This is a genomic window from Pseudomonas sp. HN11, from assembly GCF_021390155.1.
Taxonomy (GTDB): domain Bacteria; phylum Pseudomonadota; class Gammaproteobacteria; order Pseudomonadales; family Pseudomonadaceae; genus Aquipseudomonas.
The window spans coordinates 873,533-897,794 of sequence record NZ_CP089985.1 but is presented as its reverse complement, the minus strand read 5'-3'; the positions used below and the strand labels follow the sequence as shown (position 1 = coordinate 897,794).

Annotated in this window: 17 protein-coding genes; 5 read left to right on the top strand and 12 right to left on the bottom strand. The window is 58.9% G+C overall.

Annotated features, from left to right (window positions below):
* Positions 1–440: 440 nt before the first annotated feature.
* Together LVW35_RS04030 and LVW35_RS04025 are read left to right on the top strand one after the other, a co-directional pair.
* On the top strand, positions 441–1,604 hold the full coding sequence (locus LVW35_RS04030) for a type III PLP-dependent enzyme (protein WP_014716890.1): 1,164 nt from the start codon (positions 441–443) through the stop codon (positions 1,602–1,604).
* A 324-nt stretch (positions 1,605–1,928) separates the two neighbouring features.
* On the top strand, positions 1,929–4,454 hold the full coding sequence (locus tag LVW35_RS04025; protein ID WP_233893844.1) for a sulfite reductase flavoprotein subunit alpha: 2,526 nt from the start codon (positions 1,929–1,931) through the stop codon (positions 4,452–4,454).
* Positions 4,455–4,571: 117 nt separating this feature from the next.
* Here LVW35_RS04025 and LVW35_RS04020 read toward each other — a convergent pair whose 3' ends face one another.
* The 7 genes from LVW35_RS04020 to LVW35_RS03990 all read right to left on the bottom strand — a co-directional run bounded on the left by LVW35_RS04020 (position 4,572) and on the right by LVW35_RS03990 (position 13,068).
* Positions 4,572–6,113 carry an alkaline phosphatase D family protein gene (locus LVW35_RS04020; protein ID WP_233893843.1) on the bottom strand — a complete coding sequence of 514 codons (1,542 nt, stop codon included), beginning with the start codon at positions 6,111–6,113 and terminating at the stop codon, positions 4,572–4,574.
* Positions 6,114–6,203: 90 nt separating this feature from the next.
* Entirely contained in the window at positions 6,204–7,190 is a 987-nt protein-coding gene (gntB, locus tag LVW35_RS04015) for a guanitoxin biosynthesis L-arginine gamma (S) hydroxylase (protein WP_233893842.1), read from the bottom strand.
* 213 nt (positions 7,191–7,403) lie between these two features.
* Positions 7,404–8,519: an aminotransferase class V-fold PLP-dependent enzyme gene (locus LVW35_RS04010; RefSeq protein WP_233893840.1), complete on the bottom strand. Its 1,116-nt coding sequence runs from the start codon at positions 8,517–8,519 to the stop codon at positions 7,404–7,406.
* Positions 8,519–9,736 (bottom strand): MFS transporter, encoded by a 1,218-nt coding sequence (locus LVW35_RS04005; protein WP_233893839.1) that lies wholly within the window; start codon positions 9,734–9,736, stop codon positions 8,519–8,521. Before LVW35_RS04005 ends, LVW35_RS04010 begins: the two co-directional genes overlap by 1 nt.
* The gene (locus LVW35_RS04000) at positions 9,733–11,037 is read right to left on the bottom strand and encodes a hypothetical protein (RefSeq protein WP_233893838.1); all 1,305 of its coding nucleotides are present in this window, start codon (positions 11,035–11,037) and stop codon (positions 9,733–9,735) included. Before LVW35_RS04000 ends, LVW35_RS04005 begins: the two co-directional genes overlap by 4 nt.
* Positions 11,034–12,095, bottom strand: a complete 1,062-nt coding sequence (locus LVW35_RS03995) for a threonine aldolase family protein (RefSeq protein ID WP_233893837.1) — start codon at positions 12,093–12,095, stop codon at positions 11,034–11,036. The genes LVW35_RS04000 and LVW35_RS03995 overlap by 4 nt, the downstream gene beginning before the upstream one ends.
* A gap of 10 nt (positions 12,096–12,105) precedes the next feature.
* Complete coding sequence (locus LVW35_RS03990) at positions 12,106–13,068, bottom strand: proline dehydrogenase family protein (RefSeq protein WP_233893836.1); 963 nt, start codon at positions 13,066–13,068, stop codon at positions 12,106–12,108.
* 449 nt (positions 13,069–13,517) lie between these two features.
* Here LVW35_RS03990 and LVW35_RS03985 point away from each other — a divergent pair, with 449 nt between their 5' ends.
* Positions 13,518–14,459: a LysR family transcriptional regulator gene (locus tag LVW35_RS03985; RefSeq protein ID WP_233896390.1), complete on the top strand. Its 942-nt coding sequence runs from the start codon at positions 13,518–13,520 to the stop codon at positions 14,457–14,459.
* A 108-nt stretch (positions 14,460–14,567) separates the two neighbouring features.
* On the opposite strand, the gene LVW35_RS03980 is transcribed toward LVW35_RS03985, so the two are convergent.
* From LVW35_RS03980 to ptsP, 3 genes are read right to left on the bottom strand one after another with little or no spacing between them, the layout of a single operon-like run.
* Entirely contained in the window at positions 14,568–16,274 is a 1,707-nt protein-coding gene (locus tag LVW35_RS03980; protein WP_233893835.1) for a PTS fructose-like transporter subunit IIB, read from the bottom strand.
* Positions 16,275–16,285: 11 nt separating this feature from the next.
* On the bottom strand, positions 16,286–17,206 hold the full coding sequence (gene pfkB, locus LVW35_RS03975; protein ID WP_233893834.1) for a 1-phosphofructokinase: 921 nt from the start codon (positions 17,204–17,206) through the stop codon (positions 16,286–16,288).
* Complete coding sequence (ptsP, locus tag LVW35_RS03970) at positions 17,207–20,065, bottom strand: phosphoenolpyruvate--protein phosphotransferase (protein ID WP_233893833.1); 2,859 nt, start codon at positions 20,063–20,065, stop codon at positions 17,207–17,209.
* A gap of 292 nt (positions 20,066–20,357) precedes the next feature.
* Between ptsP and cra the strand changes: the two genes are divergently transcribed.
* Together cra and LVW35_RS03960 are read left to right on the top strand one after the other, a co-directional pair.
* Positions 20,358–21,353, top strand: coding sequence for a catabolite repressor/activator (gene cra / locus LVW35_RS03965; protein WP_233893832.1), 996 nt, complete (start codon positions 20,358–20,360; stop codon positions 21,351–21,353).
* A gap of 2 nt (positions 21,354–21,355) precedes the next feature.
* Positions 21,356–22,132 (top strand): TatD family hydrolase, encoded by a 777-nt coding sequence (locus LVW35_RS03960; RefSeq protein ID WP_233893831.1) that lies wholly within the window; start codon positions 21,356–21,358, stop codon positions 22,130–22,132.
* On the opposite strand, the gene LVW35_RS03955 is transcribed toward LVW35_RS03960, so the two are convergent.
* Together LVW35_RS03955 and LVW35_RS29060 are read right to left on the bottom strand one after the other, a co-directional pair.
* Positions 22,082–22,510, bottom strand: a complete 429-nt coding sequence (locus LVW35_RS03955) for a hypothetical protein (protein ID WP_233893830.1) — start codon at positions 22,508–22,510, stop codon at positions 22,082–22,084. The genes LVW35_RS03960 and LVW35_RS03955 overlap by 51 nt on opposite strands.
* A gap of 126 nt (positions 22,511–22,636) precedes the next feature.
* Complete coding sequence (locus tag LVW35_RS29060; protein WP_442799662.1) at positions 22,637–23,341, bottom strand: methyl-accepting chemotaxis protein; 705 nt, start codon at positions 23,339–23,341, stop codon at positions 22,637–22,639.
* Between the last annotated feature and the right edge of the window lie 921 nt (positions 23,342–24,262).

Genomic DNA, 24,262 nt, shown 5'->3' with positions numbered 1-24,262 from the left:
ATCGTCATTACTTATATCTTTTCTGGATATCCGAAGCATCCTCCATTGCGTCAGTGACTATGCCTACGGCACCAACAATGCACGCCGCGCAAGGATCATTTCGCAGACCCAGACCTGAAAACGGGAACATCTGCCTGTCATAAGGGTCGGTTAAAACGTACCTCAGCCACGCACCGCGACGAACGCGTGCAAAAACGCGACATTTTTAGTTGATCTATGGCCCCTCACGTCCTAAAGTTCGCGCCGAACGTCCATGCTGGAAACGATCCATCCGGCTCAAGTACTGACGACGAGACAGCAAGGCCAAGGGAAGCGGTTATTCCCATGGCCTTTTTGCTTTCGGCGACATGCCTTGGGAAGTAGGCGAACCAAAGTGGGGATACGGAGGACGTTCAGTTGCACCCATTGATTACTACAGTTTGCCCTTAGGAGTTCCCAGCATGTCGATCAACGTCGAAGATTATTTCGCGCGCGCCACTTTTGACAAAATGAAGGCGTTCGCCGACAAGCAAGAAACCCCATTCGTGGTGATCGATACCGCGATGATCAGCCAGGCCTACGATGACCTGCGCGCCGGTTTCGAATTCGCCAAGGTCTATTACGCGGTCAAGGCCAACCCGGCTGTCGAGATCATCGACCTGCTCAAGGACAAAGGCTCGAGCTTCGACATCGCTTCGATCTACGAGCTGGACAAAGTGATGGACCGTGGCGTCAGCGCCGACCGTATCAGCTACGGCAATACCATCAAGAAATCCAAGGACATCCGCTACTTCTATGAGAAGGGCGTGCGCCTGTTCTCTACCGACTCCGAAGCCGACCTGCGCAACATCGCCAAGGCCGCGCCGGGCTCTAAAGTGTATGTGCGTATCCTCACCGAAGGCTCGACCACGGCTGATTGGCCGTTGTCGCGCAAATTCGGTTGCCAGACCGACATGGCGATGGACCTGCTGATCCTCGCCCGCGACCTGGGCCTGGTGCCTTACGGCATCTCGTTCCACGTGGGCTCGCAGCAGCGCGACATCAGCGTGTGGGACGCGGCAATCGCCAAGGTCAAAGTGATCTTCGAACGCCTGAAGGAAGAAGACGGCATCCACCTCAAGCTGATCAACATGGGCGGTGGCTTCCCGGCCAACTACATCACCCGTACCAACAGCCTGGAAACCTACGCCGAAGAAATCATCCGCTTCCTCAAGGAAGATTTCGGCGACGACCTGCCGGAAATCATCCTGGAGCCGGGCCGTTCGTTGATCGCCAACGCCGGCATCCTGGTCAGTGAAGTGGTGCTGGTGGCGCGTAAATCCCGTACCGCCGTCGAGCGTTGGGTGTACACGGATGTGGGCAAGTTCTCCGGCCTGATCGAAACCATGGACGAAGCCATCAAGTTCCCGATCTGGACCGAGAAAAAAGGCGAGATGGAAGAAGTGGTCATCGCCGGCCCGACCTGCGACAGCGCCGACATTATGTACGAGAACTACAAGTACGGCCTGCCGCTGAACCTGGCGATTGGTGACCGCTTGTACTGGCTGTCGACCGGCGCCTACACCACCAGCTACAGCGCGGTTGAGTTCAATGGCTTTCCGCCACTGAAATCCTTCTACGTGTAAAACGGCTGCATATAAAAAACCCATGACAAGTCATGGGTTTTTTTTACGCGTTAAGAAAGGCGCAAGAACTTCAGATCCCGCCCTTCGCCGCAATCGGCGAAGAAACCCGCGCGAGCAGCTACACCATCAGCCCCACTGCCAACCCGATCTGCAGGTGATGCCTGCCGGTGGCCCGGTCGGTAAAGGTTCGGACGGTAATCCACTGTCCGCCGACTCACGCATCGGATGCGTGGAGCTTTTGCGTGTAAAACAGAATGTTTCTCGACAAGCCACGGCATAATGCGCGCCGTGTCCTACATATCCGGATAGACGAGGCGGTTAGACGTGTTGAAGAAAACCCTGTTCCAGTTGCACTGGTTCTTCGGCATTACCGCCGGGCTGGTGCTGGCCTTGATGGGGGTCACCGGGGCTGCGGTCTCGTTTCAGGATGAAATTCTGCGGGCAATCAACCCCAGCGTATTGACCGTGGAAAAGCGTGAGGCCGGCGTACTACCCCCCGCCGAACTGGTGCGTAAACTGGAAACCACCGAAGGCAAGACCGTGGCCATGCTGTTCGTGGAGAGCGAGAGCGGCAACGCCGCTCGCGTATTCTTCACGCCGCCCCCCGGCGAGCGCCGTGGCCAGTTGCGCTATTTCGATCCCTACACCGGTGACTACATGGGCGACGTGGTCGGCCAGGATGTCTTCGGCTTCCTGCTGCAACTCCACCGTTTCCTGACGATGGGCGATACCGGACGCAACATCACCGGCGCGTGCACATTGATCCTGGTGTTCTTTTGCCTCTCCGGTCTGTACCTGCGCTGGCCGCGCCAGGTGGCGAGCTGGCGTGCCTGGCTGATCTTGGACTGGCGTAAAAAGGGTCGTGCGTTCAATTGGGACCTACACTCGGTATTCGGCACTTGGTGTCTACTGGCGTACTTACTCTCGGCAGTGACTGGGCTGTATTGGTCCTACGACTGGTACAGCCAGGGGTTGACCAAACTGCTGTCCGACGCCCCGCAAAATGAACGGGTGCGCAAGCGGGGGCCGGCTCCTGAAGGTCCGGCGCCGGTGGCCAATTACGATGCGATCTGGAGCAGTATCTACAGCAACGCCGGCCCTGGCTTGAGTGCCTACAACATCCGTATGCCAGCCGTTGCCGGGCAACCGGCGATCGTCTACTACCTGCTGGAAAAGTCGCCCCATGACCGGGCGCTGAACCAGATCAACCTGGATCCGGCCACCGGCGAGGTCAAATCCCATGACCGCTATGCTAGCAAGTCCTTCGGCTCGCGACTGCTGACCAGCGTCTACGCGCTGCACACCGGCAGCTACTTCGGCCTGGCGGGGCGGATCGTCCTCACCGTCAGCTCGGTGCTGATGCCGCTGTTCTTTATCACCGGCTGGTTGCTGTACCTCGACCGACGCCGCAAAAAACGCCAAGTGCGTGATGCGCGTAAAGGCCTTACGGCCAACCGCAGCGACGCGCCGGCCTGGCTGATCGGCTTTGCCAGCCAGAGCGGATTTGCCGAACAACTGGCCTGGCAGACGGCCGGCCAATTGCAGGCCGCCGGGTTGCCGGTGAAGGTGCAGTCGTTGGGTAGCGTCAGCCAGGATGACTTGCGTCAGTCAGAAAATGCGCTGTTCGTGGTAAGTACCTTCGGCGACGGCGAAGCACCCGACAGTGCTCGTGGTTTCGAGCGCAGCGTGCTCGGCCAGGACGTGTCCCTCAAGGGCCTGAACTACTCGGTGCTGGCCCTGGGTGATCGCCAGTACGAACACTTCTGCGGTTTTGCGCGACGCCTGCATTTCTGGTTGACGAACCAGGGGGGCAACCCGTTGTTTGCTCCCGTGGAAGTCGACAGTGGTGACACCACTGCCCTGCTCAATTGGCAACAACAGCTTGGGCAACTGACTGGCCACGCCCCGGTGGCCGCTTGGCCAACCGCCCAATATGAAAACTGGACGCTCAGCCAACGCACCCGGTTGAATCACGACAGCAGCGGCTCGGACGTATATCTGCTGGGCCTCACGTCGCCGTCGCCACAAAGCTGGCAAGCCGGCGACCTGGTGGAAGTGCTGCCACGCAATTGCCCCTGGGCCATCGAGCACTTCCTCGAAGGCCTGGGCCTGGCGGGCAGCGAAGGCGTATTGATCGAGGGTTTGGCGCAGTCCCTCAGCCAGGCCCTGGCCACCCGCCAACTGCCGGACAACCGCGCTCATCTGGTCGGCCTGCATGCCCAGGCGCTGGCAAACGCGCTGGTGCCCTTGGGCATGCGCGAGTACTCGATCGCCTCGATCGCCAGCGATGGCGTGCTGGAGCTGATCGTGCGTCAGGAGCGCCACGTCGATGGCAGCCTGGGGCTGGCAAGTGGCTGGCTCACTGAGCACGCCGCCCTCGGTTCCAGCATCAGCCTGCGCCTGCGCCGTAACAGTGGTTTCCATCTACCGGACGTGCCCGTGCCACTGATCCTGGTGGGCAACGGCACCGGCCTGGCCGGCCTGCGCAGCTTGCTCAAGGCGCGCATTGCCGACGGCCAGCAACGTAACTGGCTGCTGTTCGGTGAACGCAATATCAAGCATGACTTCCTCTGTCAAAACGAACTGCAAGGCTGGCTGGCCAGTGGGGATCTGGCGCTGTTGGACCTGGCGTTTTCCCGCGACCAGGAGGAAAAAATCTACGTGCAGGATCGCCTGCGTGAATCGGCTGAGGTGCTGCGTAAGTGGCTGAACCAAGGCGCGGCGATTTATGTGTGCGGCAGCTTGCAAGGGATGGCGGCCGGGGTGGATCAGGCGTTGGTGGACGTCGTCGGCAGTGAGGCTGTGGAGCGGTTGATCGAGCAAGGCCGCTACCGGCGCGACGTTTACTGAGATCTTACAGACGCTAAAGAACCCATGTGGGAGCGGGCTTGCTCGCGAATACGGTTGATTCGTCAGCTAGTGTGTGACTGGCACACCGCCGCTCCACAGGTTTGATTGCGTTCCAAGTCAGGCGGGTTGCAGTTTTTGTTCAAATACCGAGACGCCGTCCAGGTCGCGCAGAATCACCGTCAACTCCGCCGTCTGCCCATCAATCTGCACTTCGCCAAAAAACTGAAACCCGGCAAACGGTGAGGTGTTTTGCGCGGGCGGTGCCTTTTCGAACACCACCTCAGGCCCAAAGGTTTTATCCAATGGATTGGGCCCGAAACTCCCCGCGTTCAACGGCCCGGCAACAAACTCCCAGAAGGGTTCGAAATCCTGGAACGCCGCACGATCCGGGTGATAGTGGTGCGCGGCGCAGTAATGCACATCCGCCGTCAGCCACACGTGGTTGCGTACCTTCTGCGCCCTCAAAAAGGCCAGCAGTTCAGCAATTTCTACCTCACGACCTTGTGGAGCGCCTGGATCGTTGTTGGCAATCGCTTCCCAGCGCGGCACGCCCGGGCTTACTTCGCCATCAGGCACACCCAGACCAATGGGCATATCCGCTGCAATGACTTTCCACTGCGCCGGCGAGCCCTTGAGTTCACGCTTGAGCCAGTCAAGTTGCTCACGGCCGAGGAAGGGCTTTTCACCGCCCAGATTGTCATCGTTCGGCCCGCGATAGCTGCGCATGTCCAGTACGAACACATCCAGTAAGGGGCCATAGCTGAGCTTGCGATAAATCCGCCCGCCGCCATCGGCGCTCTGCCGACGCATCGGTGAATATTCGAGCCAGGCCTGACGTGCACGGCCAACCAAGCTGTTGATGTCCTTGACCTGATAACGCTCATCCAATTGTTTGCTCGGCGACCAGTTGTTCACCACTTCATGATCGTCCCACTGCCAGATTTGCGGCACCTCGGCGTTGAAGCGGCGGACGTTTTCATCCATCAGGTTGTAGCGGTAGTTGCCGCGATATTCATCCAGGGTTTCGGCGACTTTGCTCTTGGCTTCGGTGGTGATGTTGCGCCAGATGCGCCCGTTCTCGGTGGTCAGTTGCGCCGGCACCGGGCCGTCGGCGTAGATGGTGTCGCCACTGTGGATGAAGAAGTCCGGCAGCCGCAGGCGCATGGCTTCGTAAATGCGCATGCCGCCTATGTCTGGATTGATGCCGAAGCCTTGGCCCACGGTGTCGCCGCTCCACACAAAACGGATGTCGCGACGCTGTTGCGGCACGCTGCGCAGGTGGCCGAACCAGGGCTCACTGGCGACGCCGGTCTGGGCGTCTTCAAAATGCACGCGGTAGAAAATCGCCTGGTCAGCGGGCAACCCGGTGAGCTCGACGCGGGCGGTGAAGTCGGTGCGGTTGTCGGCCAGGGGCGAGACGAACTTACGCGGGTTGCTGAATACGCTGCGTGTGTCCCACTCCACCACCATGCGTGCCGGGCGGTCGCTGCGACTCCAGATCATGGCGCGGTCGCCAAGCAGATCACCGGACTGCACACCGTCGGTGAGTTGCGGCCGGTCCTTCACTGAAGCGATCACTGCCGGGGCCAGGCCCGGCAACAACAGACCAGCGCCGACCGCTTGCATCACGCGGCGGCGGCCGAGATCGAAATGGCTCATGCAGGTGCCCTCTGACTATCAAAGGGAAAACTTAAACATGGCCGGATGAAACGGCGATGACAGCGCAGCCGAGGCTGCGCTATCAACACGTTACTGGGCGATGGCGACTGCGCTGATCTTTCCGCTGCGATAGGCCTCGAAAATTTGATCGATGCTGGATTTCGCGTCGCCCTTCGCCGTGAAAATCCCACCGCAACCTTGGTTGGCGGCGGCGTAACGCTCGTCGTCCATCAACACCTGGTGCGCTTTCTTCAAGTTCCAGAACGGGATGCCGGCAAACAGGTGATGGGTCAGGTGGTAGTTATCGCCATGCATGCCGATGATCGAGCGCTCAATCAGCGTGGGGAAGCGATTGCGGGTCAGTTGCACCTCTTCGTGGTAGAGGCCAAACATACCGAAGTGCTCAGAGACTTCGGACAACCAGCCAATCACCTGGAACACCGTGAAATAGGGCACCAGCCAAAACAGCACATAAGCCCATGGGCCGATGAAGTAGCTGAACACCAGCAGCAGCACTGTGTGAACAGCCAGCAATTTCAGCCCCTGCGACGGGTTGGCCAGGATATCCCCGGCACGGTTCTTCACCAGGTAGAGGAAGTAACGATAGGTATTGGCCAGCGTCAGGCTTTTGAGTAAATGCCCGATCAGGAAGTCGAAGCGGTCGGTCGCGTTATACAGGCCCGACTCGATGTAATAGCGATGGTCCGGGTCCTTATGGGGGTCACCGAGGTTGTGGTGGTGAAGCTGCACATGGGAGCGACGGTAAGCCTCATAATTTTGAAAGATCGGGTAGCCGAGTAAATACTCTCCGATGATTTTGTTGAGCTTTTTGCTCTGGGTCAGCGTCATGTGTGCTGCTTCGTGCAGAAGCGAAGCTAATGCCCGTTGTCGGGAGCCTATGAACAGCAGCGCCAGTGGGTACAAATAGTTGTAGCGATCCGCAAAAAAAACCGCCAGTGCGATAACGGCCAAATCGGCAAGCACCGCCAATATCCAATGCCAATTGTCCTTTTTGTAAAGTGCACGCAATCGCTGTTTCACTTCATTGGCAGGATTGAACTTGGTTACGTTACTCATCAGAATTCCTTTTCCTCAGTTCAAGGCGTTCAGTATCGTTAATCCTGATACGCAAGATTATAAAAGCGCGCCACGCGACGCGAGTTTTATTGTCACCCCTCGAATCGGCGAAGCCACTTTATAGTGGATAACTGCTCAATAACCGACCGAACAGCAACAGATCATCAACGATCATTACCCTCACTCTTTCACGTCTTTTATATAACTTCATTATTACAGTTTCGCCAACAGCTCCATGAACACCTGCACATCTTCAAGACTGTTTTTATTATTAATCGAAAGGCGCACGAAGCGATCGTACCCCTGCCCCAACATATAATACGGCGTGTGCGCGGCATATCCCGGCCAGCCGTTCACACCCTGCTTGCGCATATAAGCAACCAGTTCGGTTGCCGAATAACGAGCATGGGTAAAGGCGACAATTCCCGCTTGTTGTGTGCCTGGAGCAATGACACTGATGTGCGGCGCCTGTACCAGTTGCTGATAAAGAAACCGGTAGGTCCCGCGCTCAATGTTATGTGCAACGGATAGACGTTCTTTGATCGCCTGGTTCAACCCAACCACCGCCGCATTGTTGCGCTCGGCATATTCATAACGTCGGGCATCGTCGGTCTCCAGGCTCACCACCCCGCGCACATCAACATTGGCCCTGCTCAAATCCGTGAAGCGCGGTTGTGCAGCCGCCATAAAATCGTCGGACAGGTAGGCAAAGCCCGTGCCCCTGGGCCCGCAGAGAAACTTTCTGCCCGCCGCGGTCAGCACATCGGCGCCCATCGCCTGCACCTCCAGGGGCAGCATGCCCGCCGATTGACAGGCATCGACAAAGTAGAAGCAAGGGTAATCACGCAAGATATTACCCACCGCCTCGACATCATTCACGATGCCGCAGCACGACGGCACATGCACCACCGAGACCAACATGACTTGCGCACTCATGTGTTGCGCCAGCCATTGCAGATCCAGATCGCCATTTGCCAGCAGCGGCATCACGTCAACCTTGATACCGTACCGGCGTTGCAACTCGGAGAGTGCAATCAGGTTGCCAGCGTACTCATAGGGGGTGACCACGGCGCGCGCGCCCTTGGCCCAGGGCAAGGCGTTCAATGCCGTTACCCAAGCCTTTGTAGCGCCATCGAAAAGTGCAATATTGCGGGCATTGGCGCCGAGTAACCGAGCAATGTTTTCATAGACTTCACCGTCCAGCGTTTCGGCATGGGACAGCTCGGTTTCATAAGCGCCGACTTCATGTTCTTCTTGCAGGTAAGCCTGCATCAAACCCAACGTTTCAGCGGAGACGCGGCCCGCCCCTGCAGTATTAAAGTGAATCATCAATCAGCCCTGTGCCGGGAGCCCATAAAATAGAAACCGCTCGCGACCACGATGCACATGGACAAGACATAGAACATCGCCTGGGGCGCATAGAACGATAACGCAACGCCGCATAACACCGGCCCCAGGGCAGCCCCCAAGTTCGACAAGTTCTGCGCGCCGTAGTAAACACCGCGCATGTCCTCCGGTGCTATGTAATCAATAAACAAGTATTCCGCCGGAATAATGATAATTTCGCCCACGGTAAAAACAATCATCGCAAGTACCCAGATAATCGGTAGCTGCGCATAGGCAAACCCCATCAGCCCGACTACAAAGAACAGCATGCCCAACATCAACATGCGAAACAGGTTGTGCTGGTTGATCCGGGAGCCGATCAGGTATTGGAGACCGATAACCACACAGGCGTTGGTGGTGACCAGGTAATTGATAATCCGGTACGCGTTCTGCGGGTCGCTGGTCACGATCAGGTATTGCGACAAGTAGGCCGTGAACTGCCCGAACACAATGGCGCTGAGAATGCCGCCGATCGTGAAACACACCAGCCGGTAGTTCCTCACCAGATGCACCAATACGTTGGCGAAACTCGTTCCGCTACCGTCACTCGCACTGCCGGACGCCCGAGGAATCCGACCGCCCACCAGCGCATACAGCACGACAAAAAGCACCCCGATCAACGCCGCCACTGCAAACGGCAGCCCTGGACTGACCTTGGCAAAGATCACCCCCAGAAAAGGGCCAACGGCATAGCCCACGTTGGTCAAGGTGTACTTCAGCGAAAACACGCCCCCGCGCTTGTCTGGCGCCACCAAAAAACCTATGCCGGATTTGACCGCGATATCCACCACCGCATAGGCCAGGTTCACCACCACAATTGCGATGATGAACGGCACCAGGCTGGTGACTTGAAAAGCCACCGCGAACGCGAGCGAGAACACCGTCGCAGCAGCGAGCATGACCCGGTAGTTGGAGAACTTGTCCACCAAAAACCCGCCATACACCCCGAGGATTGAACTGACGATCAACGCCCCGCCGACCGCAAGACCGATATCTGCGACTCCCAGCCCAAACGCCTCGGAGAAGTAAATAACCAGATAGGGCAACGCCAACGCCCTGGCAACCGTCAGGATAAAGGTCGCCGACAGCAGCAGGATCACAGGTCTGTCATAGACTTTGGCTTGACTCTGGCCTACCAGCCCCTCCGAGACGTGCTTCATGTCAGCATTTCCCTGTAGACGCTTGGCTCATGCTCGCGCAGCAATTCGATGCTGTGCTGGATGTTCGCGCGATTGCTATCGAGGATAAATACATGACCTGGGCTGTTTTCCAGGGAAATGGTCGGTTTGAGGACGCCTTCATCCTGGATTTTTATGCTGTGCACGCCAGGGATCGCCTTCCACGCCGTGATGTCCGGCGTACGCGTGATCGGCCCCGCATGGCGCGAGATCAAAAATACGCAACTGGAATGGAAGTAGAGTTTTTTTCGCGGCCGTTGGCGGTAGTCGAGAAAGGCCTCAGGATTGATCAGCGAGTCGATCCACAGGCTCAACTGGTTATGCCCCAAGGCTCGGGTATAGGCCGAAAGATCGATACCGCCCGGCATGCGCGCAGCCGTCTCGAGCAGCACGGGTTCGTCATCGACGATCATCAATTCGCTATGCCCTACGCCGTTGCGGATGCCCAGCGCGTCGAGTACGGCGAATATGTAACCCGAGAGTCGACTGTAGACGTCGGCATTGTCCACCGGGCACATCAACTGATTGTAGTCATGCACCGGCGAGGCACCAATACGGGTGCGGAAAACACGGATAATTTCGCTGACATAGTGCAGGCCATCGACACTCACGGTATTCACGCAGTATTCGATGTCTACGTCCTTGGATTTGCTGAGCAATAACTCGGATTTGAAATCCGAGTTATCCAGATATTGCTGCACCAAAATCTCTTCATTACTTTCCAGAAAGATATTGCGGCTGGATTTTATGACCTGGAAAGCATGTTCAATCTGGCTGACGTCAGTGCAAATGTGGATGTTGTCGGAGCCCGCGCTTTTAACCGGCTTCAATACCACCGGCAGCATGTCGTTTTCCTTGACCCAGTCCAGAATGCCCGGCAACGCGGCTGACTTGAAGTGCTTGATCGAACGTACACCCGCACGCGACAACGCCTCGTGCATCTGGTACTTGTCGCGCCAGCGCACTGCGTGCGCAGGATTGTTATGGCGCGGGACGTTGAACAACGCAGCCAGATGAGCAGCCAACTCGACGCCGAACTCACAACCGGCCAAGACGAACTGCACGCAATATTCGGACAGTGCCTCCTGCAACGCTGCATCCGAGCGATAAAGCAGGTCGTTGATGAAATCCCCGGTGCGGAACCAGGTTTCATAAAACGCATTCACGTCGGCGGTCGAACGCACATGCACACATTCATACCCTCGTGACATGAACGCAGGCGCGATCAAACTGCCAATTGAATAGGCGTCGACAATCAATACTATATTTTTCTTGTAGATCATTTGACGGCCTCCCGTGTTGAACTCAATTCACGCACGGCGGCTTTGATTATCCCCGCCGCCTTGAGGACGTCGGCGCGGCTGATATTGATATGCGGCATAAAACGCATTTCCCTCGCGTTATAGGGCAGGCCGCCGACACCTTGTTGGCTCAGGTGCGTACCGAATTGCATCGGTGTGATACCCAGCGCAGAAATATCCAGGGTCACCATATTGGTCCCCTTGTAGTACGCAGGCGTCTCTTCGATATCGCTGAGCAAACGGTGCAGCAGGGCCGCATGCTCATGATCTTCGGCCAGGCGTTCAATATTATTGTGCATCGCATAGAGCCCGGCAGCGGCCATCATGCCGGCCTGATGAAGATCGCCGCCAAACCATTTACGGTACTTCTTGGCGCGTTGTATCAGCTCTTTGGAACCCACCATGATCGAACCGACGGGTGCGCCAAGGGCCTTGGACAAACACATGGACATGAGGTCGGCGTTTTCCGTATAGGACGTCACATCAATGCCCGAAGCGATAGAGGCATGCAGGATGCGGGCACCATCCAGGTAACGATAGGCGTCGATAGTCTTGGCATAACCGAAAACTTCGTTCATCTGCGCCAGAGGAAAAATCGCCCCGCCTTTGCATCCAAGGGTGTTTTCAATCACCACCACGCGCGGCAAGGCGTAATTCTGATTCCAACGGCAGCGCGAGGCATACAGCTTTTGCAGATCACTGACATCAAACAACCCGTTGTCGTGGGACGACAATGAGAAGTTGACCCCGGAAAACGCCGAGGTAGCGGCGGCCTCGTAATAGTTGATGTGGTATGAGGCATCCAGAAAAATTTCATCACCCGGCTGGGTAAGGGACTTGATTGCCAACTGGTTACTCAGTGTGCCACCCGTGGTGAAGAGCGCCGCTTCCTTCTGAAAGTAATGGGCACAGAACTCTTCAAGTGCACGCACACTCGGGTCTTCGCCGAAACATTCATCCCCGACTTCCGCCTGGTAAATAGCTTTGCGCATGCCTTCCGTTGGCTTGGTGACCGTATCGCTTCTGAGATCGATAAACATAACTGCTCCGTTAATAACCAGCGCCAAAGGTGATACGAGAGGGGTCGTAGAAGTCGGCGAGTGCCTCAAGGACGTTGTCTGGCGATTCCGCCAGGCGATGCAGGAAATGCAGGTACCAGCTATCGCCATACACGGCGGCAATCCGGCAGGTCAGGCCTTCGTCCTTGGCGCGGCGCAACACCTCCGGTTGCACGCCGTGGAGCATTTCCAGTTCATCGATCTTCGAGTGATAAGCACCGTCGAAAAGACGCTTGATCAAGTTTGGATCTTGCGTCGCGCAACTTACCGACACATGGGCGGCCAGTAAGTCATCAAGTAACGTCAGGTAGCGTTTATCCAGTTCTTCACCACGGGGCAGCGCAACTTCGGGTGACTCGTTGTAAACGCCTTTGACCAATCTGACTTTACGTCCATAGCTGATGATGCGCGGCAAATCCTCGACAGTTCTATGCAAATGCGCCTGCACGGTAATACCGACATTATGATGAGCCGGGGCAAGTTCGGCATATACTTCAAAAATCTTATCGACGGCCGAAGAGTGCTCCATGCTGATCATGACGGGGATGTCGTGTTCAGCCGCCGCCGACAAAATAGTGGCAGCATTGTGATAAGCCGTTTCCTGGGAAATGAGCATGCCCACAGCACTTAGATCAAACCCCAACTGCGGTTTTAAACCAGCGCGGGCAAACCCTTGGATGGCATTCAGGTACTCGCTGACGAAACTTTTTACAACCTGGGGATCATGATTTTCTTCACCCACATATTCAACACCCAGTTGATAGCCTTTTAAGGCGAGCACCTGCAACTTGCGGCTCAGTTCCTGTGCGTCCGACGCGATAATGTAGCGATGCGCAGCGCGCTCGAACAACCTGAAAAACAAAGAGTTTTTATCGAACGCGTCACGACACTCCTGGTTAAGTGCCAACTTTTTCAACCCTGCACATGCCAGTGTATAAACTTCCTTGGAAAGCATTTATTCCTCCTTGATGACAATAGTTTGCGCACAAACCGCTTACCGATAAAAAAGCACACCTGGTTTCGGTGTTTGCGACCGATTTCTTCCACGCAATAGCGCCCTACAGGGGAGATGCCATCGGTCACTTGAAAGGAGTTTTGCCCTATTCCTGCTGCATGAGAATGCTCGGGGAGGTGAAGCAATACCACGCCATAAACAGGAGACCCGGTAATTGCTCGTAAAGGGGTCGATAGGCGAAGTGCCGAGAAAGAGCACTTAACGTCGTCAGGTTTCTTTTAAAGGTGACCAGCATTCTCGCCTCGTCGATCAATAGGTCATTTTTATGACATTGCTAATAGCGAATCACTGACAGGTATTCGTGCGTCTAGCTTACCGCCGTGCCACGTTCTGATTTATGATAATTTTTACCAGATAGGTGGAACTGAATTCATGGATACAGGGTGCGTATGTTTTCCTCGGAGCGCTTGAAAGGGATTGATGTGTTCGTTTGCGTCTCGGAAACCGGCAGCTTCAAGGCCGCTGCCGAGAGAATGAATTTGACAGGCTCCGCTATCAGTAAAAGTGTCGCCCGGCTGGAGACCCGATTGGGCACTCGGCTTTTTCAACGCACTACCCGACGCCTGGCGCTGACCGATGCGGGGATCGCGTTCTATCGCACCTGCATCGGTGTGCTCGCCGACCTTGAAGAGGCAGAGTTGTCACTGCAAGTCGACAATATCGAGCCACGTGGCCGTATTCGAATCGACCTTCCCGGCGCATTCGGCCGCGCACAAGTGCTACCGACGCTCCTGCGGTTCATGCAGGATCATCCGCTGCTGATACCGCATATCACGTTCTCCGACGGGTTGATCGACCCGTTCCAGGAGGGCGTGGACGTGGTCGTGCGCATTGGCGGCGCCGATGTCTGGCCCGAAAGAGTGGGCCACCGTTACCTGGCCAGTGAGTGGCATACCTTCTGTGCATCCCCAAGCTATTTGGCCAAGCACGGCATGCCACTCACGGAGCAGGACCTGGAGCATCACCAGTGCATCGCCTATGGCTGGGTGGATGGCAATATCACCCCGTGGAGTTTTGCAGGGGACCATCCTGGCGCCATTAAACGCCAGCCGGTACCCGCCCGGTTGGTGATCGGCAATGGCGAAGGTTTGTTGATGGCGGTACTGGCGGGCTGTGGTATCGCGCAATTGCCATCGTGGCTGATTAATCAGCAGTTGGAAGAAGGAACATTGGTGGAAGTATTGCCCCATCTGGCCACCGAGGGCATCCCGATCAACCTTGCCTGGGTCAAAAGCCGTCAGTCGCTGCCAAAGGTCAGTGCCTTGCTGGACGCATTGACCGCCAGCCTGACACCAGTGGGTGGCATATTAGGGGGGCTTAGACGAACGTGACACCCTTGAGGCACCCGGCGACCCAGAGGTCGCCGTTCCATGCCGATGTGCAACCGCGACCACCCGGGCGTAGCTACAGCGCAGTGCCCCTATTGCCGGCGCGTGCCATCAGGTTGGCGCGACAGCCAGTTCGACAGCTTCCGGACGTTTGATCAACGCGTACACCATCCCCGTCAACAGGCTACCGGCAACGATTGCCAGCAAATACAGCAGCGCGTGGTTCATCGCATTCGGAATCACCAATACAAACAGGCCGCCATGGGGCGCAGCCAGTTTGCAGCCAAAGTACATCGACAGTGCTCCGGTCAGCGCGCCGCCGGCAATGCTGGCCGGGATTACGCGCAACGGGTCCTTGGCAGCAAATGGAATCGCGCCCTCCGAGATAAAGCACAGGCCGAGAATCATCGCTGCCTTGCCGGCCTCGCGTTCGGTCTGGGCGAACTTGCGACGGGCCAGGAAGGTGGCGATGCCCATGCCAATCGGCGGCACCATACCCGCCGCCATGGTCGCCGCCATGGGCGCACCACTGGACGCCGCCAGCAATCCGACGGAAAACGCATACGCCGCTTTATTGATCGGCCCACCCAGATCGACACACATCATGCCGCCCAACAAAATGCCCAGCAGCACCGCGTTGGTGGTGCCCATGGTGCTGAGAAAGTCAGTGAGGCCCGTGAGCAGACGCGCCACCGGCGGGCCAACCAGGTAGATCATCGCCAGGCCGGTAAACAGGCTCGCCAGCAACGGGATGATCAAAATCGGCTTGAGTGCTTCCAGGCTCTGCGGCAATTGCACCGCACGGGAGATGAATTTGACACAGTAGCCGGCGAGAAAACCGGCGAGGATGCCGCCGATGAAACCCGCGCCCAAAGTGCCCGCCAACAAACCGCCAATCATGCCGGGGGCAATGCCGGGGCGGTCGGCAATCGAGTAGGCGATGTAACCCGCCAGCAACGGCACCATCAACATGAAGGCGCGGTCACCCACGGTTTTTAATGCGGCGGCCAGTGTGCCTTCCTGTTCAAACGCGTGAATGCCGAACACGAACGACAAAGCGATCAACAACCCGCCCGCCACCACCATCGGCAACATGAACGACACACCGGTCAGCAGATGCTTATAGATGCCGGTTTTTTCTTTCTTGGCGACTGCACCGCTGGCCGCGTTTTCTACCGCACCTTCGGTCAGGGCCTTGTTGAGCGTGGCTTCGGACTGCTTGAGGGCGATGCCGGTGCCGCAACGGTAGATCTTCTTGCCGGCAAAGCGCTCGGTGGCGACCTCGATATCAGCAGCCAGCAACACCACGTCAGCATCGGCGATGGCTTGGGGGCTCAGCGGTGTACGCGCACCCACCGAGCCTTGGGTCTCGACCTGCAAGTCATAGCCCAAACGCTTGGCCGTCTGCTGCAAGGCTTCGGCAGCCATGAACGTGTGGGCGACGCCGGTAGGGCATGCGGTAATGGCAACGATGCGTGGCGCATTTTTGGTAGCCTGCTGCGTAGCAACATACACCTGCGCCTCTTCGGCGCCGCGACGCAATACGGCGTCGACATCCGCCAGCGCCTGGGCCGGCGTGCTCTGGAACACGCGCTTACCGACAAACCGCTGCATTTCAACCGGGGTACTGCTGACCAACAACACCCATTCGGCGTCGTCGATCGTGGCCTGGGACAACTGGCGCTCCGGGCGCTGCACATCCACCACTTCCACGCTGGTGCTCCAGCCTTGACGTTGCGCGGCGGCGTCCAACAAGCGGGCGCACAGCACACTGGTGACCATACCGTTCGGGCAGGCGGTAACAATGGCTAACTTCATCACAAACCCTCTTATTGTTCTGTCAGCGCGCGCACTTGAACGCCGCTTTCGAGACGCGCCAACTGCGCGTGATCGCTGATACCGAAGCCGATCTGCGTCACTGCCATCGCGGCAATCGCCGTAGCCCGGCGCAGAGTCTGCTCCGGTGTATCGCCACTGAGCAGACCGTGCAGCATCCCGGCCAGCAACGAGTCGCCCGCGCCCACGGTGCTGGCAACCGCGACCTTGGGCGGCGTGGCGTGCATCGACGCGCCTGGGCTGTACCAGGTCACGCCCGCGGCGCCGTCGGAAACCACCACATGTTCAACGCCTTGCTGGTGAAGCTGGCTGATTGCATCCGGAGAATGGCCCAGGGCATCGGCCAGCTCTTCGGAATTGGGTTTGACCATCCACGGCCCTGCCTTCAGACCGGCGCGCAGCGCTTCGCCGCTGGTGTCCAAGGCGACTTTCAAACCCAGGCCCTTGATTTTTTCCAGCATGCTCTGGAACCACTCAGGGCTGACACCCAGCGGCAAGCTGCCCGCCACTACCACCGCATCGAATTCAGGACCGACGATGGCGATGAGTTTGAGCAGCTCTTTTTGCGCCTCCTCACTGACCAGCGGCCCAGGCGCATTGATGTCGGTGACCCGGCCATCCTGCTCGGCAATCTTGATGTTGCTGCGTGTCTCGCCCGGCACGCGAATAAACGCGTCGCCAAACTCACGGCTGGCGATCAGCACGTCGAACGCCTGCGGGTTTGCCGCACCGAGAAAACCACCCACGCTCACAAAATGGCCCAGATCGGCCAATACCTGCGCCACATTCACACCCTTGCCGGCCGCATGGGTCAGCAGGGTTTCACTGCGGTTGACTTCACCCGGCTCCAGGCGCGCCAGGCGTACCGTCAGGTCCAACGCCGGGTTCAGCGTCAGGGTCAGAATCCTTGCCATCTACACGGCCTCCACTAGGGCTCGCACTTCGGCGGGCGAGCCCACCGCCAGTGCTTGTTGCGCCAGGCCCTGGGCCTCGCTCAGACTGAATTCGCGCACGCGCGCCTTCACTTCGGGAATACTGCGGGCCGACACACTCAGCTCATCAACACCCAGGCCAACCAGCACCGGCACCGCCAGCGGGTCCGCCGCCAACTCGCCGCACACGCCGACCCACTTGCCATGGGCATGGGCAGCGCGCACGGTGATGTCGATCAATTGCAACACCGCCGGGTGCAGGCCATCGGCCTGGGCGGACAGCGTCGGGTGGCCACGGTCGATGGCCAGGGTGTACTGGGTCAGGTCGTTGGTGCCGACGCTGAAGAAGTCAACCTCCTTGGCCAATACCGGTGCGAGCAAAGCGGCCGACGGCACTTCGATCATGATGCCCAGTTGCAGGTCCGCCACCGGGATTTCCAGGCGCAGGCGCTCGGTCATGTCGCGGGCCGCACGCCATTCATCGACGCTGCCGACCATGGGGAACATGATGCGCAGCGGGCGGTTGTCCGCCGAGCGCAGCAGTGCCCGAAGTTGCGCTTCCATGATCTGCGGACGTTGCAAGGTCAGACGAATGCCGCGCACGCCAAGGAAAGGGTTTTCTTCCTGGGCGATCGGCCAATAAGGCAGTGGTTTGTCGCCGCCCACATCGAGGGTGCGCACCACCAATGGGCGACCGGCGAGGCCATCGAGAACCCGACGGTATTCGGCTTCCTGGGTGGCCTCATCCGGTGCTTGCGGGTGGGCCATAAAGATCAGTTCGGTGCGCAGCAAACCGATGCCTTCGGCGCCCTGCTCCACTGCGCTGGCGACGCCGGCGCTTTCGCCGATGTTGGCGAACACTTCAACGGCATGCCCGTCGCGGGTCAGTGCCGGTTCATGGCGCTGCGCCGAGGCGGCTTGCAGACGTTGTTCGCGGGTGTCGCGCTCGACAGTCGCACGCTGCAGGGTAGCAGCGTCGGCGTCCACATGCAGGCGACCGCGCTGGCCATCCAGCAACAACGGCGTACCGGCGGCCAACAGCAACACCGCCGGCCCGGCGCCCACCAGCGCGGGAATCCCGAGGGCGCGGGCGACAATGGCGCTGTGGGCCGTCGCGCCACCACGGGCGGTGAGGATGCCGGCGACGCGCGTCGGGTCCAGTCGGGCCACATCGGACGGACCGACTTCGTCCATCACCAGAATGTAGGGTTCGATCGGTTCCTGGACGGTTTCGACGCCACAGAGTTGTGCCAGCACTCGGCGGCCAATGTCACGCAGGTCGGCGGCACGCTCGGCGAGCAATGCGTCCTGCAGCGATTCCTGCTGCTTGGCGGCGCCTTCGATCACGCTCATCCACGCCGCTTCAGCGCTCTCGCCCTGCTTGAGGCGGGTGTCGACCTCGTCGGTGAGTTCCGGGTCGTCGAGCATTTCCTGGTGGGTGATGAAAATCTCGCGGATCGCTTTGGATTGGCTGCGTTCGATCAGGCCCTGGATATCACGGCGCACTTCGGCCAGGGCGCTGTGCAGGCGCTGGCGCTCAATGGCCGAGGACTCGCCACGCAGCGGGTAATCGAAGACCTGCTGAACCTGGATGTGCGCAGGGCCGATGGCGATGCCCGGCGCGGCAGCGATGGCCTGGATCTGGCTACCGGCCAAAGGTGCGCTGAGCACCGGCTCGATATCGACGATTTCAGGCTGGATATTTACGGTCGGCAGCGGCTCGACGTCTTCACCCAGGCCTTCTTCCACCGCCGCCAATAGCGCGGGCAGCGCGTCGCCGGCAATGGTCGGCTCGGCGACAAACTCCAGCACTTGGCCGCGGCGCGCGCCGAGGCTCAGCAGTTTGCTCAGGCTTTTTACCGACACGGCGCCCACCGGGCCATCGACGATGCGCACGCGAATATCGCCGTCAAAACTTTTTGCCAGTTGCGCAAGAATCTTCGCCGGGCGGGCGTGTAAACCGTGGGCATTGGCCAGGGTGATGCGTGCGCTGGGCCAGTCCGGGGGCAGTTCGCCGCCGAGGACTTCGAGCACGGCGCGGCTGCTGGTGGCGCGGCCGAGTTCCTGGCCGCGACCTTCGATCAGCAAGGCGCATAGGCGCTCAAGCAGCGTCTGGTGGGCCTCACCGAGGCTGGCCAGGCAGAACAGGCCATTGAGCGGCTGGCCGAGATAGCGCATGGGTTTGTCCGGGGTGACAAACGCCAGGCCTGGGCGCTTGACGGTCTGTTCGCTGTGCAACCACCACAGGCCATCGCCCAAGGGCAGCGCATCCACCTGCTGCAAAACGGCGGCGAAACCGTTGCTTACACAGTCGGCCTGACGCAACAACCGCGCGCCGCGCCAAACCAACTCTTCAAAGTCATCGGCAGACACCCCCAGGCTGATCATCTGCGCATCCAGCGCCAGTTCCTGTGGCGCGCCTTGCAGCAGTTTCAGCAGGGCTTCGGCGGTTCCCGCACGGCGCAGCGCCTGGCCCAGGTCGGTTTCACCGAGGGCGCGAGTGAGCAGTTGCAACAGGCGCAGGTGTTCGTCGGATTTGGCGGCAATGCCGATAGCCAGGTACACGATCTGGCCGTCACCCCAGTCTACCCCTTCGGGGAACTGCAGCAGCCGTACGCCGGTAGAGAACACCTGATCACGGGTTTCGGGCGTGCCGTGGGGGATCGCAATACCTTGGCCGAGGAAAGTCGAGCCTTGGGCTTCACGGGATTGCAAACCGCTGAGGTAACCCTCGGCAACCAGGCCGTCGGCCACCAGTTTTTCAGCGAGCAGGTGCAAGGCAGCAGATTTGTCCACGGCCACCTGGCCCATGGAAATCTGCTCTACAGTGAGCTCAAGCATGCCGTTCTCCTAGTTAGTGCGGTGGCGCACTAGGTATTGTTTTAAACAAACAGTGTAAGGGTGTTCAAGATTTACTGACTGAGCAGTCAATTGGCAGTAGCCACTCAGGCGCGAACGTCGTAAAAATACGCCGGCTGAAACGTTTAATCTAGATCTTATGGAAGACTACGCGTTAATTGCGCATCCTTGAAGAACCACTCGGCGCTTGAGCCAGGACATTGGTCGTGTACAGGAATCGGTTACGATTGGAGAAAATGTCGGGGCACGCTTCAGAAAACAAGGAAATCCCGGTTTGAAACTCAGTGATATCGCGCGTCTCGCCGGTGTGTCCGTGACCACCGCCAGCTACGTCATCAATGGCAAAGCCGAACAGCAACGCATCAGCAGCGCCACCGTCGAACGGGTGCGTGCCGTGGTCGAAGCCCATGGCTTTACCCCAAACCCACAGGCCGCCGGGCTGCGCAGTCGGCACACGCGCACCTTGGGTTTTATCCTGCCTGACCTGGAAAACCCCAGTTACGCACGCATCGCCAAGCTCTTGGAGCAAGGCGCACGGGCGCGCGGCTATCAACTGCTGATCGCCAGCTCCGACGATGACGCCGACAGCGAACGCCAACTGCTGCAACTGTTCCGTGCCCGGCGTTGTGACGCACTGTTTGTTGCCAGCTGCCTGCCGGCCAGCGATGACAGTTATCGCGAGCTGCAGGCCAAGGGGCTGCCGGTGATTGCCATCGACCGGGTGATGGGCTCGGATGAGTTCTGCTCGGTGGTCAGCGACGACCGTCAGGCGTGCCAGCAACTGACCAGCAGCCTGTTGCAACCGTTGCCCAAGCAAATCGTACTGATCGGCGCACGCCCCGAGCTGAGCATCAGCCAGGAACGTGCCGCCGGCTTCCGTGAAGCGCTCGACGGTTTCAAGGGCGAGGTGATCGTCGAACACGCTGAGGCCTTCAGTCGCGAGTGCGGCCGACAACTGATGGAGCAACTGCTGCAGCAACTGGGGCATTTGCCTGACGCACTGGTAACCACTTCCTACGTGCTGCTGCAAGGGGTGTTCGACGCGCTGCATGACTTCCCACTCAAGTCGCGGCCGCTGCGCCTGGGTACCTTTGGTGATACGCAGTTGCTGGACTTTCTGCCGCTGCCGGTCAATGCCATGGCCCAGCAGCATCAACTGATTGCAGAGACTGCCCTGCGACTGGCCCTGGCCGCGATCGAAGAAGAACAGTACCAACCCGGCGTGCATGCCATCGGCCGGACGTTCAAGCAGCGCATTCACGAGGCCTGAGCGTGGAGTTGATCGACACCCATACCCACCTGGACTTCCCGGATTTCGACAACGATCGCCGGGAAGTCCTAGCGCACGGCCGGGCATTGGGCGTTCGGCGCATGGTGGTGCTGGGGGTGTATCAGCAGAATTGGCAGCGACTGTGGGATCTGGTGCAAGCGGATGAAGGTTTGTTCGCTGCCTTCGGCCTGCACCCGGTATACCTCGATGAGCATCGCCCTGCTGACCTGTCGGCGTTAGGCGACTGGCTGACTCGCCTGCACGGCCACCGTCAACTGTGCGCAGTGGGTGAGATCGGCCTGGATTACTTCCTTGAACAACTGGACCGCGAACGCCAGCAAAGCCTGTTTGAAGCCCAACTCCAGCTGGCAGTGGACTTCCAATTGCCGGCGTTGCTGCATGTACGTCGCAGCCACGCCGCAGTGATTGCCACCCTCAAGCGGATCCGCTTGCCCCGCGGCGGCATCATCCATGCGTTTGCCGGCAGCCGCGAAGAAGCCCATGAGTACATCAAGCTCGGTTTCAAACTGGGGTTGGGCGGCGCCGCCACCTGGCCTCAGGCGCTGCGCATGCACAAGGTGCTGGCACAACTGCCGCTGGACGCGGTGGTGCTGGAAACCGATTCACCGGATATGGCGCCCGCCATGTACCCCGGCCAGCGCAACAGCCCCGAGCACCTGCCGGCCATTTGCAGCGCCCTGGCCGAGCGCATGGGCACCAGCGCCCGGTTACTGGCTGAGGCGAGCACACGCAATGCGTGCCAGCTGTTCAATTGGTAGAGCAGGCGTGACCCGTTGCAGATCCAAGGTCATTCGCTGGCGGTAACGGGCGTATCGCAATACCAGAAAATGCAACAGCAGCACCACCAGAGAGATGTTGAATTGGCCGACCACACTGATCAGCCCCACCCACTCCGCCACCAGTGCCATGATCAGCACCATGCAGGTCAACACGACCATGCTCGGGCGTACCAATATCCAATGGTCCAGGGACCTGAACTGGCGTAATTGCCGAGGGCAGTTCAACTGCACGATCCACTGGCAGTAGGGGCAATCGAACGGCTCTTCGATGGCGATGGCATTCAGTTGCCAAGGCTTGAGCGTAAAGGTGATGTCACAATGGGCGCAATGCCCTTTGATGCCGATTGCAGCAGTCATCGCTGTGCCTCCCCTAAGCTTGAAATCGAGCGAAACAATTTTCACCCATTCAGAGGCTCAGAAAAGAGACGCAGAGAAATCAGGACAAGCACCACGCCAGCAAACGGTAAATCCTACACCCCAATCTCACACGCGAAACGCGCCGATCAATTGCTTCAGCTCAATAACCTGCATTGACAGCTGTCGACTCGCCGCTTCGGTCTGATGCGCACCCTCAGCGGCATGTTCGCCCGCTCGATTGATTTCAACGATGTTCTGATCGATATCGTGGGCGACGGCCGTTTGCTGCTCCACCGCGGCAGCGATCTGCTGGTTCTGATCGACGATCATCCCCACAGCCCCGAGGATGTTTTCCAGGGCCTGCTGAACCTTTTCCGACTGCCCAACGGTACCACTCGCCATTTCATGGCTGCTGCCCATGGCCCTCACTGCTGCTGCCACGCCGCTGTGCAGGCGGCCGATCATCTGTTCGATTTCCTCGGTGGAGTGCTGAGTGCGCCGAGCCAGGGTGCGCACCTCGTCGGCCACCACGGCAAAACCCCGCCCCTGCTCGCCAGCGCGCGCGGCCTCAATGGCCGCGTTGAGAGCCAGCAGGTTGGTTTGTTCGGCAATGCTCTTGATCACTTCCAATACGCTGCTGATGGACTGGCTATCGGTGGCCAACTGGTTAATGACCTTCACTGACTGGTCGATTTCCGAGGCCAGCCGCGCAATGCTGCCCTGCTGGGACTGCACCAGGCCACGGCCACTGACGGTTTCGTCGTTGACGCTGTGGGCACTGCTGACCGCTGCCGCCGCGCTGCGCGCAACTTCCTGGGCAGTAGAGGACATCTGGTTCATCGCCGTCGCGACTTGCTCGATCTGGGTGAGCTGCCCGGAAACCGCCTGGTTACTCCGGGCAGAAACAGTTTCCACCTGACCGGCCTGGAGTTCGACCTGGCTGACGGTGTGCCCGACGCGCTCGATCAGGTCATGGATCTTAGCTACAGTGCCGTTGAACACCTTGCCCAAGTCACCCAACTCATCGCAACTGTGAGCAACAAAAGTGACGGTCATATCGCCGGCCGCCACCTTGTCCATCATCGCCGCCAGACGTCGCAGCGTGGTACGCGTTGAGGCGTAGAAGCCGGCGTACAAGTAGAAGATCAGCAAGAACACGGCTGTCAGGGCCGAGATCAGCACCACCATATGCGTGCGGTTCTGCGCCAGTCGCTGCTCCAATTGCTGCCCGAGGAATGTCAGGGTGGCTTCATCAAGTTGGTAGGTCCGGGCCATCAACTGGCTGACGCTGTCGTAGAAATCCTGCCACGGCGCCTCGAGGGTCTCAGCCATCACCACCTGCTCTTCAAACAACTCACTGCCTTGCTTGAGGCTGGCGCTGCTGGCTTTGGCCAAGCTGTCGAGCGCGCTGTGCGCAGCTTTGCTGGAGCCCAAGGCGTCCTGCAACTTCAAGCCATACTCAGACTGGAGTTTTTCCAGTTGTTGCAGCAGTTCGTCAAACCGCGTGCTGGAGGACGAGTTGAGAAAACCCTGCCCCAGGGAATACGCGCCCATCGCCCTTCCTTCGCCAAGGGTCTGGGTGACTTGCGGGGTGACACTGGTCACCAGCTCGCTGAGCTGGCGCAAATCACTTTGGGTATCGCGGCTCAAGCCTGCTTGGCTGGCGATGATCTGGCTGAGCATCTGCGCCTTGTTGAGCAGCTTGCCGATCAGGGCGCTTTTGCTCAGAAGAGACGTTTCCTGTTGCTGGGC